The sequence below is a fragment of the Flavobacterium sp. DSP2-3-1 genome (genome assembly GCF_049896865.1).
GTDB lineage: Bacteria > Bacteroidota > Bacteroidia > Flavobacteriales > Flavobacteriaceae > Flavobacterium.
This window is the reverse complement of record NZ_JAFCVD010000006.1, coordinates 109,178-124,799: the sequence shown is the minus strand read 5'-3', so window position 1 is coordinate 124,799 and position 15,622 is coordinate 109,178. Positions and strand designations below refer to the sequence as shown.

The 15,622-nt window shown below is 33.4% G+C and carries 9 protein-coding genes; 5 read left to right on the top strand and 4 right to left on the bottom strand.

Annotated features, from left to right (window positions below; genetic code table 11):
• Positions 1-25: 25 nt before the first annotated feature.
• The 5 genes from ACP7AT_RS08630 (at position 26) to ACP7AT_RS08610 (ending at position 2,488) form a co-directional block, all read left to right on the top strand.
• Positions 26-229, top strand: a complete 204-nt coding sequence (locus tag ACP7AT_RS08630) for a YgaP family membrane protein (protein WP_426063934.1) — start codon at positions 26-28, stop codon at positions 227-229.
• A 1-nt stretch (position 230) separates the two neighbouring features.
• The gene (locus tag ACP7AT_RS08625) at positions 231-1,067 is read left to right on the top strand and encodes a methyltransferase domain-containing protein (RefSeq protein ID WP_426063933.1); all 837 of its coding nucleotides are present in this window, start codon (positions 231-233) and stop codon (positions 1,065-1,067) included.
• 26 nt (positions 1,068-1,093) lie between these two features.
• Positions 1,094-1,300: a hypothetical protein gene (locus ACP7AT_RS08620; protein ID WP_426063932.1), complete on the top strand. Its 207-nt coding sequence runs from the start codon at positions 1,094-1,096 to the stop codon at positions 1,298-1,300.
• Complete coding sequence (gene trxA, locus ACP7AT_RS08615) at positions 1,293-1,595, top strand: thioredoxin (RefSeq protein ID WP_426063931.1); 303 nt, start codon at positions 1,293-1,295, stop codon at positions 1,593-1,595. Before ACP7AT_RS08620 ends, trxA begins: the two co-directional genes overlap by 8 nt.
• Before the next feature lie 170 nt (positions 1,596-1,765).
• A complete protein-coding gene (locus tag ACP7AT_RS08610; protein WP_426063930.1) occupies positions 1,766-2,488 on the top strand; it encodes a TIGR00730 family Rossman fold protein in 723 nt (240 codons plus the stop codon).
• A 114-nt stretch (positions 2,489-2,602) separates the two neighbouring features.
• Here ACP7AT_RS08610 and ACP7AT_RS08605 read toward each other — a convergent pair whose 3' ends face one another.
• From ACP7AT_RS08605 to ACP7AT_RS08590, 4 genes are all read right to left on the bottom strand, one after another.
• The gene (locus ACP7AT_RS08605) at positions 2,603-4,762 is read right to left on the bottom strand and encodes a response regulator (RefSeq protein WP_426063929.1); all 2,160 of its coding nucleotides are present in this window, start codon (positions 4,760-4,762) and stop codon (positions 2,603-2,605) included.
• Between the two features lie 66 nt (positions 4,763-4,828).
• The gene (locus ACP7AT_RS08600) at positions 4,829-6,850 is read right to left on the bottom strand and encodes a CheR family methyltransferase (protein WP_426063928.1); all 2,022 of its coding nucleotides are present in this window, start codon (positions 6,848-6,850) and stop codon (positions 4,829-4,831) included.
• 429 nt (positions 6,851-7,279) lie between these two features.
• Positions 7,280-12,916, bottom strand: a complete 5,637-nt coding sequence (locus ACP7AT_RS08595) for a PAS domain S-box protein (RefSeq protein ID WP_426063927.1) — start codon at positions 12,914-12,916, stop codon at positions 7,280-7,282.
• 226 nt (positions 12,917-13,142) lie between these two features.
• Positions 13,143-15,299, bottom strand: a complete 2,157-nt coding sequence (locus ACP7AT_RS08590) for a catalase (protein WP_426063926.1) — start codon at positions 15,297-15,299, stop codon at positions 13,143-13,145.
• Positions 15,300-15,622: the final 323 nt, after the last annotated feature.

Below are 15,622 nucleotides of genomic sequence, written 5' to 3'. Positions count from 1 at the left end.
TTAATAACCAAATAAAAAGTATACAATGAAAAAAAACATGGGTTCAACAGACAAAATTATCCGGATCGCCATTGCAGTAATCATTGCGATATTGTATTTTAACAATACTATCAGCGGTACGCTTGCAATTGTTTTAGGAGCATTTGCAGTTGTTTTTATAATCACCAGTTTTGTGAGCTTTTGCCCATTGTATGCCCCGTTTGGAATTCTAACCGCAAAAAAAATATAAAATGTCCGATTTAAAATGTTGTGTCGTTTCTTGCGATAGACCGCTGAATGCAGCCTATTGGGAAGCACAGTACGAAGCCAAAACTACCGGTTGGGATTTAGGCCAAGTATCACCGCCCATACAAATGTATGCTGATACGGTTGCGGATAAAAATAGCCGTATTTTGATTCCCGGTTGTGGCAACAGCTATGAAGCGGAATACCTTCTGAAGCAAGGATTTTCAAATATTGCCGTTATTGATATTGCACCCACACCAGTCTCCTTTTTAAAAGAAAAATTCAAAAACCATCCTACTATTCAAATTCTTTTAGGTGATTTTTTTGAACATAAGGGAAAATATGATTTGATTATTGAGCAAACTTTTTTCTGTGCTTTGCCTCCCACAATGCGTCAAAAATACGTTTGGAAAATGCATCAACTTTTGGCTGAAGAAGGAATTCTGTCGGGATTACTATTCAATAGAATGTTTGCATCAGGACCTCCTTTTGGCGGAAGTAAAGAAGAATATGAAAAGCTTTTTACGGCCGCTTTTCAATTTATAAAAATGGATTTATCCGAAAATTCAATTGCACCAAGAGCCGGTTCAGAATTGTATTTCGAATTGAAAAAGAACAGTCAGGTTGTTGTAAACCTTTTTGCACTGGAAGGTGTACTATATAGCGAATCGATGGAAACGCTTACTGAAAAACTACTGACAATTGACGGCGTTTTAAACGTAAGCATCAGCGGTAATTTTGCTGATGTAATACTTGTGAGCAAAAATGAAATTACAACCGAAACATTACAACAAGTAATTGCTTTCGATGAAAAGTATACCATCAAAAAAATAAAAAACTAAATTCATACTCCTTTTTTAGAAAAAAAATGAAAGCACTATTATTCACAAATTGGCATGTTATGCGCTGGGTTCGCTTGGTGTTTGCCTTATTTTTATTTGCACAAGCCTATATCCTAAAAGAAAAGATGTTCATTGGTCTTGGACTATTTTTCTTCGTTCAGGTAATTTTCAATTTAGGTTGTGGCGCAAATGGTTGCAGTATTCCTAACAATAAATATACTAAAAATGAGTAATTTCGATACCATTATCCAGTCCGAAAAACCAGTCTTAATAGACTTTTTTGCCACATGGTGCGGCCCTTGTAAAATGCTTGGTCCCGTTTTGAAAGAAGTAAAAGAAAGTTTGGGAGATCGCGTTTCCATCATCAAAATTGATGTTGATAAAAACCAGCAAATATCGAGTCAGTATCAGGTTCGTGGTGTTCCTACAATGATTTTATTTCAAAACGGAAAACAGTTGTGGAGACAATCGGGTGTTTTGAGTAAGGAGGAAATCATTAAAACTATTTTGGAAAAAAGCAATAAATAGCTAAAATAATAACAATCGAAAAACTTTTGTTTTAGTTTGAGAATACTTGCGACTTTTCAAAGATTTTAACAGAAAACTACTTTAAATTTTAGAACTAAATTAGTATTAAATTCATTTATTGGGATGGAAAAATAAATGCAACATGATATTTTCCTATCTTAGTGATTACTATGGAAAAGCCACGCCAATACAGACTTTCAAGATCTGAATCTTTATTTGTAAGAGGACCTTTGACCCGATTAAAAAATTTAGTTTTCATTTTTAAAGTACTTTATAACTTCATCAGAGCGTTTCAAAAAATGCATTTTATTGGTCCTTGTGTCACTGTTTTTGGTTCCGCTCGTTTTGGTCCGGAAACAGCGCATTACAAAAATGCAGAACGTATTGGTGCCGAAATAGCTAAATTAGGATTTACCGTAATGACCGGTGGCGGACCTGGAATTATGGAAGCTGCGAATAAAGGTGCTTACGAAGCCGGCGGTTATTCTGTGGGTACAAATATCGTTCTTTCAGTAGAACAAAAACCAAATCCTTATCTGCACAAATGGATTTACATTCCCTATTTCTTTGTGAGAAAAGTAATTTTAATAAAATATTCTTATGCCTTTGTGGTGATGCCCGGAGGACTGGGGACTTTGGATGAATTATTTGAGGCATTGACTTTAATTCAAAATAAAATGATCAACAATTTTCCCATTGTTATTTTTGACTCTGTTTATCATAAAGAATTGTGTCATCACATTCAAAGAATGATTTACAATGAAAGTATCAGTCCGGAAGATATGAAGCTTTTATTTGTGACAGACTCTGTTGAAGAAGTGACAGAACACATCAACAAACATGCTATCAAAAAATTTGGATTAAAAAAATATGAATATAAAGCCAAACAGTAACTTGTTGGGAAATATATATTTTTTCATTCGTACTTATCAACGATAGTTATAACCAACTGTCTTATTTTACCGTTAATTATGGATTACAAAACTATTTTCTTATATTTTATTATTTTAATTTGACGGGGTTTTTTTCAACCATTTATATAAAACCTCTTCTAAATCACATCTGATAATTGGTTTAGAAACATAATCATCCATTCCGGATTCCAAACATTTTTCTTTTTCCCCTAACATAATTCCTGCTGTTAAAGCGATTATAGGAATGTTATTGTATTTTTTTAGTTGCTTGATTTCGGCAGTCGTTTGATAACCATTTTTGTGCGGCATTTGAATATCCATTAAGATCAGATCCAGCTTCTCTTTTTTGTACATTTTGATCGCTTTCTTACCATCTGAAGCTTCTAAAACAGTGCTTCCTGGAAGTATCGATTTGAGCAACGTTTTTACCAAAAGCATATTAATTCGATTATCCTCAACCACTAATATTTTCTTGTCCTTAAAATCACCCGAAGAAATTGTTTGGTTTTCGATAGTAATTTCTGCGTCTTGGTTTTTAGCAGCAATTTCATGATGAGATTTTTTTAATTGCACTGTAAAATAAAATTCACTTCCTTGACCAAATTTACTTTTCAATTTTAATTCACTATCCATTAAACCTAAAAGCTGATTTGAAATGGCTAATCCAAGTCCTGTTCCTCCAAATTTACGTGTTACCGAACAGTCCTCCTGAATAAAGGATTGAAACACTTTTGCTTGATTTTCCTGCTTGATTCCAATTCCGCTATCCTTTACCGAAAAATATATAATACATTGATCATCTTCTCCAGAAATAATTTCAGAAGTGATGTCCAATTGTACAAATCCTACTTTCGTAAATTTTAGAGCGTTCCCTATTAGGTTTACTAAAATCTGTTTCAAGCGAATGGAATCTGCAAACACAAAATCAGGAACGTTATTTTCGATATTCAAAATGAGATCTATTTTGTTTATTATTGCTTGGTATTTGAAAATATCAATTACGTGATGCGTCAATTCATAAAGGTTGATTTCCTCAATATTGAGTTCTAATTTTCCGGATTCAATTTTCGAAAAATCTAAAATATTATTGATAATTTCGATTAAAATAGTTGCTGATTCATTAATTGTATTCATGAATTCCTTTTGGCTTTCATCTAAATCTGTTCTCATCAATAAATCAGTAAAACCAATAATTCCGTTTAAAGGAGTACGAATCTCGTGGCTCATATTTGTTAAAAAACTGGATTTTGCTTTATTAGCTGCTTCGGCATGTTCTTTGGCTTTTGTTAGTTCAATTTCTAACTTTTTCAATGCTGTTATTTCGATAAAACTAATGACAACTTCAGCGATTTCTCCGCCGCTGCTCATAATGGGGAAACCGTTCAATAAAAACCATTTAACATCCCTATTATCCATTTTGTTTATTCCAACAATAAAATTATTAATTGCGCTTTTATTTCGAATAATGAGATTAACGGGGTAATTTTCTGAAGATAAAGATTTGTTGTCATCATTAACAAATTCCCAATTTTGTTTAGAGCCATCCCCTTCTTTTATTTGTTCCTCACTCAAACCAATTAGTTCAGAAGCTTTTGGATTAGAATAAATAATTAAGCTGTCCCCATCATGCACAATTATTCCAACATCAAGATTGTTAAGCAAATCCCGATAACGAGCTTCATTTTCTCGCAAAACAGTTTCAGGCTTTTGAAGTTTGGAAATATCTATAATGGTAATAAAGGCTTGCTCTTTATTTCCTGAAAGAATTCCTGTTAGGAATACATGCACTGTGGTTGCATCGTCTAAAAGTAATTTTACTTCACAGCATTCTTTACTATCCAATCTGAATACATTTTCTAAAAATTGATTAAAAACCGGTTTTGAATCATCTGAAACAAAAAAGCCAAATTCACTGTTTTTTAGTTTTGATCTTTCTTTCCGCAAAAGTTGGGAACCGACAAGATTTAAATCGAGTACTTTACCTGAATTTGTCAGCGTAAAATAGCCCGTAGGTGCAAAATCGTATAAGTCTGAATATTTTTGCAAAGCATTTTCAACCTCATCTTTAGCAAGCATGAGCTCTTCTTTTTGCATCTCCAACTCTATCTGATGAACTTCTAATTCATGGATAAGTTTTGATGTTTCCTCTTCTGAAAGTTTAGGTCTATATTTTGATTCACTTATTCGCTGTAATTCTTCAGCTTTCTGCCTGATAATGTGATGATTTGTGGTTTTATTTTCAATATTTTCCATAAGCGCAATCGATTTAAATACTACTATTTAATTGTTTAAAATTGGAAATTATGCAACCTTTATTAACTATAATCTGTTCTGTTCTGCTAATTCGTACATATAAAATTGATTGTTTTTTGCTGTTAAAGTATTTGAAACTGTTTCGGCAATAGCTGGAATATCCTTAAAGACAATCATTATCAATCCTTTTATTGCATCGGCACTTTCTATTTGCTGTACCGTCAAATTGAAAAGATGGAAATTTTCGTTTTCCGCTATTTTTACATTATCAATATGCACCGGTTCAAAACTTAGCACAGCTTTACGAAATGCTTCCCGCAATTCTTGTTTTAACCCTTTCCGTTCCATTACATGAACATTCCAGTTTGCTTTGCATGCTGCAGATTCTAAATATTTTCCGGTTCTCCCAGTATCGTATATAATATCAACTTCATTATTTACAACTATGCTTAAAGGCGAAAAAAGAGTCATTATAATTTGATTCGGAAGGGTCTGTAAGTTTTCAACGGCCTTGGTTTCCTTTATAATGTAAATGTTTATTCTTCTTGTTTGGGAAAAGGTATTTGAAAAATTCATGAATCCACGAGAAACTGATTTAGAAATCCGTTTATAATACTTCACTTTAGAATCTAATACTTCAAATCCTTTGATACTGCTTGCGATTATTTCGGCAGTTCCAAGCATCATTAACTTGCCTTGATTCAGGCTGTAATTAAGTAGCATTATAAATTTATTTTGCAGTTGTGGCTCCATGTAAATCAGCATCTTGTTATTAGTCAATTGGTCTAACTTTGTAAATGAAGAATCTTTGATTTCGTTATGGGGTGCAAAAACTCGTAGTTCGCAAATGGAAGTATTTATGCGATAGCCGTAGTTTTCCGGTGTGAAAAATTTATCAATCCGCTCCTGAGAAACGTCATTTATTACGCTGGAATAAAAAAATCTTTTTCTGGGTTTGTCAATAGATAAAATATCTACATCAGTAGCAAAAATTTGTAATTTAATATTTCGTGGCTTTTTTAATTTAGACAAAACCACATCAAAAACGATTGCCAAAGAATACGCTTCTTCCCCGGTGGAATATACCGAACACCAAATTTTTACAGTTTGACCGTCAGAAATTTCTTTTAATATATTGGGGATAATTTCCTCTTTCAGCTTTATCCAAACATCATTATCCCTAAAAAAACTAAAAACCTCTTTTAATAAATCTTTAAAAAGCACTTCAATCTCTTTTTGGTTTTCCTGTAAAAAACGCACATACCTTTGTATTTTATCAATCTGATGTATCCCTTTTCTTCGTTTAATGCGCCGTCTCAAAGTATTTTTATTGTTCATCAAAAAATTAAGTAGAGTTTGTTCCCGCGACACCATACTAATTTTATTAATACTACTTTTAGTTTTGAAAAGGAACTCTGACTCTATATTTATTTCTGGTGCATAATGAAATACATTAATCCGTTTAGCAGGTAATTTCTTTACGGGAACCACAATATCCGGCACAATCGATTTTATTGAAGTGCGCAGCATATCATCAAACTTTGGTGAAGCTGGATCTTGTACAGCGGCAATGTCATTTTTTTTCACAATGGCTTTCAATCCTAAACTTCCACCTGAACCCATTCTGGAAAGATTAAGTCCAATGCTTTTTTCCATACGGTCCATGGCCAATGACTCTAAGAAAATAGCCACCGATAATTGAAGGCGACTAGATTCTGTTGGAACAAATAAATGTATCCTTTCGTATACTATTGATAAGCTTATATCGGGTGGAATTACATAAATACAATTGCGTCGTTTTACTTTGAGCGTGTGAGCTGCCTGTAAGACTTTCATTTCCGTCATTCTTAGTGATAATTCTGGAATTATTTCAATATGGGTCGAATCAGTATGTTGAATTACTGTGAATGACAAGCCGCTGTCGATAGACATATTTTTAAAAAACAAAGCAAGTGCTTCTAATCCACCAGCTGACGCTCCAATATCAATAATTGGAAAATCATTGGTGCCGGCTTTCGATAAGCTTAAATTTGATTTCAAATCTAGAACTTTACCCTCCCCAAGGCTGATTTGATTCTTTTTTATCATTACAAAATTTGAATTTTTTATAACTATAATTGTTTAGTAAAACGTTCGTATCATACTTATTCTGAATTCTTAATTGACTATTTGGTATGCTTTTGACAGCATTATGATTTTTTTCGAAATAAAAAATGGAATAAAAATGGTTTTCTGGCAACTATTCCACTACTTTTATTTAACACTTGTTTAATTTTTATTTAAAAAAGTTTAAAAAAAAATTAATTTTAAAAATCAATTATCTGCATAAAAAATGTCTCTATATTATTGTTAATCATTTTTAATTAACTGATTAACAACTAATAAAAGTTAAATTTAGTAAAATAAATGCGTTTTTACAAGTAAATTAAAGATTAAAAAAACATAAACAAAATGTAAAGAATTTGCACAAAAAAAGTGTTTGAATCAACAAACACTTTTTTAAATTTTGAACTAAAATTAAATTTCAACCAGCCAAATATGAAGCATTTTTTCCAAATCTGATTGAATAACAGGTTTAGGTAAATAATCATTCATTCCCGCTTCCAGACATTTTTCTTTATCTCTAACCATTATTCCTGCCGTTATCGCAATTATAGGAATATGTTCCGCTCTTTTTATTTGCCTAATTTCAGCAGTTGCTTCGTACCCGTTTTTATTGGGCATTTGGATATCCATTAAAATAATATCAGGTTGCTCTTTTTTATACATTTCTATTGCTTCATTACCATCTTTTGCTTCAATAATGGTGCAATTCGCTATAATACTTTTAACCAATGCTTTAGCCAAAAGCATGTTGACTTTATTGTCTTCTACAATTAAAACTTTTTTGTCCGCCAGCTTGGCAACCAGAAGTAATGCATTGTTTTTATCTCTTTTAGAAAGCAGTTGATGTTTATTCTTTATTTGATTTGTTTTTTTGAATTTTACAATAAAATAAAAGTCGCTACCATCACCGTATTTACTGATAAATTCTAATTTACTGTCCATCAGGGCCAAAAGCTGATTTGAAATCGCTAAACCTAATCCAGTACCTCCAAATTTCCTATTGGTTGAATTGTCTTCCTGAACAAATGAATTGAATATTTTTTCGGTGTTTCCTGATTTTATTCCAACACCTGTATCTTTTACCGAAAATTTGAGAACAGACCATCTCTGATTTAATGTATCCATTTCATCAATATCTAAACGAATTTCTCCAAAGTTGGTAAACTTTATTGCGTTGCTCAAAAGATTGACCAATATTTGCTTCAATCGCACTGAATCCGCATGAATATACTGTGGCGTATTTTTGTTGATGTTTAGAATTAAATTTATCTTTTTTTGGTCGGCCTGATATTTAAACAAATCAATAACCTGATTAGTTAATTTAAAAAGATTAATTTCTTCATGATTCAACTCTAATTTCCCAGATTCAATTTTGGAAAAATCCAAAACATCATTCACTATCTCCATCAATGAAATTGCAGATTCATTAACGGTTTTCATGTATGCGGATTGATTCTTTTTTAGATTTGATTTTATCAATAAATGTGTGAATCCAATTATTCCGTTAAGTGGTGTTCTAATTTCATGGCTCATATTGGCAAGGAAATAAGTTTTGGCCTTATTGGCGGATTCTGCAAGTTCTTTGGCTTTTACCAGCTCCCTTTCCATTACTTTTTGTTCCGTGATGTCAATAAAACTAATTACGATTTCGTAAATCGCTCCATTAGCATCAATATCAGGATATCCATTGATAAGGAGCCAGACAACATCATTAGTTAGTGGCCGACTCACGCCAATTGTAAGATTCTTAAGTGCTTGTTTTGTAAAAACAATTTGATTTACTGGATACTCTTCTATGGACATAACAGAATTATCTTCATTCAAAAAATTCCAAGTAGGATCATAGGCAATAATCCCTTTTATTTGACTGTCACTTAGTCCTAATAATTCAGCTGCTTTTATATTGTTGACTACAACAGAGGTGTCAGGAGCATGAACGACGATACCTGCATCCAGATTATTTAGCAAACCCCGATATCGTTGCTCACTTTTTAATAAAGCATTATCCGATTCTTTGGCACCCGTAATATCTCGTGAGAGACAAATGAAATGTGTTTCATGTTCATCACTTTCCTTCATGGGTGCGATCGAAAGTTCAAACCAACGCCTGCCGTTATCTAATTGTAATGAATATTGTCGACCGGTAGAATACCCTTTTTCTGACGCTTCTTGAATAGCGGATATACACAAATTTGAAACATCTGGTGGTAACACTTCTGAAAATGATTTTCCTAAAAATACATCTGGAGATAACGCTAACAAATCATCCCTACGGAAATGGTAGTTGAAAATTTCTCCTTTTATGTCTACTTCAAACAGTAAATCCGGTATTGCGCCGAGAATCGCTTCCAGTTTTTTGTAAATTTTCCTAAATTCATCTTCTGATTTTTTACGTTTACTTACATCTCGAATTATCGCCACAATACGACCATCAGCAATCATTTTGGCTGTAATCTCAACTGAAATTAATGTCCCATCCTTATGCAACATATTACGCTCAATTAGTGTTTTTTCACCATGAAGTAATTCTTCAATCATAATTGGTCTGGACTTCAGCTCATCAATTGCATACAAACTATTTATGTTCTTTGTACACAGTTCTTCTTTAGAATAACCTAACAACAAACAAGCACTTTCATTGACCTCCAATAAATATCCTGAAACATCATTAATAAAAATAGCATCAGAAGCTTGCTCTATCAAACTGCGGTATTTTTCTTCACTGTTTAACAATTGCTCTTTTATATTCTTTAATTCTGTAATTTCAGTTAGAGCACCATTTAAACGAATTGCTTTTCCCGATTCATCCCTCGATATCCAACCCCTATCATAAAATATACCGTACGTGCCATCTGCTTTTTGAAAACGAAATTCATCTGACCATAGATTTGTAGTTCCCACATAGCAATCTGCTAATTTTTTGATAACTCTTTCTCTATCATCCGGATGAACTTTAGAACGCCATAACGCGGTATTCTTAACTCCATTAGGTTCACGGCCGCGAAACCCTATAAGATCTGCAAATGTTTTATTATTCCAGCTTTCTCCTGTTATCAAATCCACTTCAAAAACAGCGTCATTGGTAGCTGCAGAAATCATTTCGAATCGTTCGTTAGCTCTTTTTATTTTTGCTTCGACTTTTTTTCTTTCCGTAAGATCAATTCCCATTCCTAACAAGCACCTTTTACCTTCATAATCAATTACTTGATAACTAATATAATACGAAATTTTATTTTTATTTTTGGTAAATAAATCCACCTCTATATCTGATAAATTCTTCTCAAAAACTTCTTGTAATGTTTCCCTGATTCTTTCTTTATCTGCTATATCATAAAAATCAGTTGGACTCATTTGAGAAATTTCGTCATTGTTATAGCCTGTAACCTCCTCAAAATTTTTATTCCATTTTACAAAATTTCCAGATTCGTCGTAGAGATAAAAAATTCCTGGAAGATTATTGATGATCGATTCTGATAGTTTTTTCTCTCTTAGAATTATCGATTCGGCAGTTTTGCGTTCCGTAATATCAGTTATGGTGCCAATGTAGCCTACTATTTCGTTTTTTACATTATGTTCAGGTACAGCCTGTCCCATTACCCAGGCAACAGAGCCGTCCTGACGCACAAATCGATATTCTGATAGTGAATTTTGTTGGTTTGTTGTGGCATTTTCCCATCCTTTTAATATTGAATTTTTATCTTCTTCATGAACTGCTTTAAGCCAACCGTTTCCTAAAGCTTCCTGTGAAGACAAACCTGAAATTTGACACCAATGTGGATTTACGTAAGTGGTCAGCCCGTTTACATCGGTTCTAAAAATTCCGACCGCGGATACTTCCGTAAGCATGTGGTAGCGTTGTTCGCTTTCAACTACTGCTTCTTCAGCCTTTTTTCGTAACGCTTCTCTTTCAAAAATTTCTAATGCAAAAGCCACATCCTCAGTTGCTTCTTCTAATAGTGCAATTTCTTCCGCATCGAAAAAGTTTTTTTCATTGGAATAAAAAGAAAATACGCCAATTACCTTTCCGAATTTTTTTATTGGCACTGCGATCGATGACATATAACCGCGTTCCATTGCTTCTTTTCGCCAAGGCTGCATCATTGCATCGTTTTCAACATCATTGCAAACAACCCATCGTCCTTCTCGCATTGCCGTACCACCCGGACCTCTTCCCTCAGGAATGTCCTCAGCGTAAATGGTTTTTATTATGGATAAATAGTCATTGCTTTCACCTGCAATCATTTCAGGAATTAGTTTTTTAGTCCCTTCATCAATAATTCCAATCCATGCCATTCTAAACTTCCCAAAATCTACAGCTATGTTACACGCTTCTCGAAAAAGGGTTTCTTCATCAGTTGTACGAACAATCATTTGGTTAATCTGACTGATGAATAAATAAAGTCGGTTAGCTTTGATGAGTTTTTGATCTGCTGTAATACGTTCGGTAATATCGGTAACAATTCCGTGACAAATCACAGTTCCTTCCGCTTCAATTACCGGTAACGAATTCACGGCATGCCATACTAACCCTTTTTTTGGATGAAAATAACGGTATTCGCATTTGAGAGGAACTAATTTCGATTTTGTTACGGTAATACTTTCCATCACGAAATCCAAATCAGATGGATGAATCAGTTCAAAAATTTTATCTGCATCGTTCTCAATTTCTTTAAAAGTAAAGCCAAAAATTTCCTCAACAGCATTGCTGGCATACGGATAACTTAAGATTCCATCTTTATTTTGACGCATCGAATAGATTAATCCTGGCGAAGCGTCGGCAATTAAAGCAAACTTATTCCTTTCATTTAGTAAAGTTTCATTTGCTTTTTTGCTCTCCGTTATATCTTTTACAAACCCTAGAAAACGATTCTCTGAGATTTTTACTGCCTCAACAGACAGGTTTATAATACTGCCGTTTTTATGAATAGCTTTAAGTTCTCCTTTTAAATTACCGTTTTTTACAAGAATTTTAAATTGTTTTTCGGTATGCTTTAGTGTTTCAGGTAATAATAAATCCCCATATTTTGTGGTTAAAAGCTCTTCTTTTGAGAAACCCGTTATCAAAGTTGCAGCTGGATTCACCTCTAAATAATATCCGCCTTCACCTACAAGAAAAACACCGTCCGGGGCGTTTTCTATATAATTTTTAAATTTAGCGTTACTTTCCTCTTCTATTAATTTAGCATTAAGTACAAGTTCAACCTGTTCTTTAACTTTTAAAGTTTCTTCAATTTGCTTGTTAAAAGTAACATCCTGAATAGTACCCCTAAATGCTATAACTTTGCCATTGGAATCTGATATTGGAAAAACAATAATTTTGAACCACTTTATTCTATTATCTGAAAATAGTGCTGATTGCTCAAACTCAAAAGATTCATTATCAATTATTGCCTTGTCAATTTTATTTTGAAATGATATAATGTCCGCTTTTGTGAAACAACTCAGATAATCCTCCTGTAAATTTTGTTTAAGGTTTTTTTCAATTTCATAAATACCATCCAAATCCTTAGACCTAATCCTTTTTTTATAGGTAAAATTGAATTCCCAACTTCCTATCTCATCATTTTTGTTCGCGTCGCATAATAATTCATCGTCCGCTTTTAAATTTTCGTGAGTTTCTCTAAAAGAAATAATTTCTCTTCCAGTTGCATAAATATTTTCAGAATAAATTATGTTTGCGGTCCATTGAATACTGACAAAATCCCCATTTTTTTTCAGAAATCTATTTTCATAATTGATGGAAGGTTTTCCTATTGAAAGACTTTTAATTTCTTTTAATGATTTTTCAAGATCATCAGGGTGTAATAAATCAATTAAAGAATTGTTTAATAATTCTTCTTTGGAATATCCTAAAATTTTCAAAAAAGCTGGGTTAATCTCTTTGAAAAAAGCATCGGTTCCAACAATGTAAACTAAATCATTGGACTCTTCTGTCAAAAATTTGAAACTAGATAATGAAGCTTCTTTTTCTACTAATCGCTTTATTTGTAATTCTTGATCTTTTGTTTTTTGGAGTAGATCTTCATAAGATAGTTTGGCTTTCTTCATACTCTTTAGGTTCAGATAAGTAATAAAGGTAGTAAATTATAAGAATATACAAAAAATCTTAAACATTTTAAAGCGCATTGAAAAATTTGACAATACAATTTTCGAGTCTGTCATATAAAGATTCAACAATAAAATCAGTGTCTCCTTGATGCCGTAAACAACAAAAACCGAAACTTTTATTTCGGTTTTTGTTGTTTATTACAAGTTTTAAATTTATCGCTTTTTTTTAAAGTTTTTCTTCACGATTCCAAAAACGATGCTCTCCCATCGCTGCTATAAAAGATTTTGTAAAGTCGCCATCTTCTTTGTTTGCATCTAAAACAATTCCTTCTACATCCTCATCGCCATTCAATACAGATTTGACATTTGTTTCAGTAAAAATCGCAGAATCGTTTGCTCCAATAACTTTACAATGTTTAAAAGCTTCATTGATAAATTCAATTACTTCTGGTTTTGAACTTAAGAACCCCGTGTTTTTTCCACCTGGAATATACACCGCATCAAATAAAACTGAGGCAGCAATCAGGAAACTTTGATCTACTCTAACTTCACTTCCGTCGTTAGTTTTTACAACTCCTAAATGTGGTGCTATAATTTTTATAGTCGCTCCTTCTTTGTTTAATGCTGCTTTCATTGCATTAATAGCGGCTGTGTCAACTCCTTCCGAACATAAAAAAGCGACCTGTCGTGTTGCTATCGTTTTAGACAACGTCTTGTTTTTAAGCATACTCAAAGCATCCGAAGACGTAACGCTTTGGTCTACTTTTTTAGATTCATATTTTTGTTTATCCGCATCAGCACCAACGCCATGATTCATAGGTTTTTCTGGACTTATAGGAACTTTAAGCCCTAAACCTTCGGCTACTTTCGTTGCCAAAATTGTGTCTATTTGTGACAACAATCCTAGCAAACGGATTAGTATTGCTTCGGTTTCCAGTTTACCCAATTCAAAACGCAAAGCATTTATAATGTGATTTTTTTCTGTTTGCGTCTGACTATTAAAAAATAAGGTTGCTTGCCCAAAATGATCCGAAAAACTTTCACTGCGATCCCGTACTTTATGAGCATCTATCCTCTCATTGAAACTGCTAAAACCACCTTCATCAATTTTTGCCTGAAAAGGGCAACCTCCACCAAGTGAATTGGGGTGATAACTAACCCGACCCACATTAATTTCCTGACGCATGTGGCCGTCACGTTGATTATTGTGCATCGGCGCAATAGTTCTATTGATAGGAATTTCATGAAAATTAGGGCTTCCTAAACGGGATAATTGGGTATCCGTGTAAGAAAACAAACGCCCTTGCAACAATGGATCATTTGTAAAATCGATTCCGGGAACGATGTGAGCCGGGTGAAAAGCTACTTGCTCCGTTTCAGCGAAAAAATTGTCAGGATTACGATTCAGCACCATTTTTCCAATTAAGGTAACCGGAACCAATTCTTCAGGAACAAGCTTGGTTGAATCTAATAAATCAAAATCAAATTTATGCTCATCAGCTTCCGGAATCAGCTGTACTCCTAATTCCCATTCCGGATAATTCTCACTTTCGATGGCTTCCCACAAATCCTGACGGTGAAAATCAGAATTTTTTCCGGATATTTTTTGAGCTTCATCCCACACGACTGCATGTGTTCCTAATTTGGGTTTCCAATGGAATTTTACAAAATGCGATTCGTTTTTGTCATTTATAAAACGAAAAGTATGCACACCAAAACCTTCCATCATACGCAAACTTCTCGGAATCGCCCTGTCTGACATTACCCACATAATAGTATGCATCGTTTCTGGCATCAGGGAAATAAAATCCCAAAAAGTATCGTGAGCAGAGGCCGCTTGCGGCATTTCGTTATTCGGTTCTGGTTTTACGGCATGAATTAAATCCGGAAATTTTATGGCATCCTGAATGAAAAACACAGGTACATTATTTCCAACAAGATCATAATTGCCTTGCTCTGTGTAAAATTTAACTGCAAATCCTCGAATATCTCGTGCTAAATCCGTGGAACCTCTTGAGCCCGCAACGGTAGAAAACCGGGTAAAAACTGGAGTTTTAAGGCCAGGATCCTGAAGAAATCCTGCTTTAGTATATTTCTCCATTGACTCATAGACCTGAAAATAACCATGCGCAGCTGAACCTCTGGCATGAACAATTCTTTCCGGTATTCTTTCATGGTCAAAATGAGTTGTTTTTTCTCTTAAGATAAAATCTTCCAATAACGATGGTCCACGCTCCCCTGCTTTAAGGGAATTGGTATCATCATTAATTTTAAGTCCTTGATCTGTGGTCATCATCTGATCAGTAGCATCGGATTTATTGACTTCTAAATCCTGTTGTTTCCTATTTTCAGAATCCTGCGCATTTTTTTTTACGTTTTCCATTTCAATAGTTTTTTAAGGTTTTTTAATTCTTATAAATTTACACTTTTAAACAATGATTCTTTTACACAATTCCAAGTTAAATTTGTGTTTTTATTAAATTAACAAATTACTAATCAATCATTTACACCTAATTTACAAATTATTCTAAAAACTAACAGTTACAATTCAGTGCATATTGTAAAATAAATTTTAATCCAAAGATCACAACCATCTTTAATTTTAAAAGAAATGTAATTGGTGAAAAATTAATTTCCCTGCCTCTTCTTGTTTTCATCGATGAACAAAAAATAATTGTGGTATATATTTTGAATATGAACTAGGAG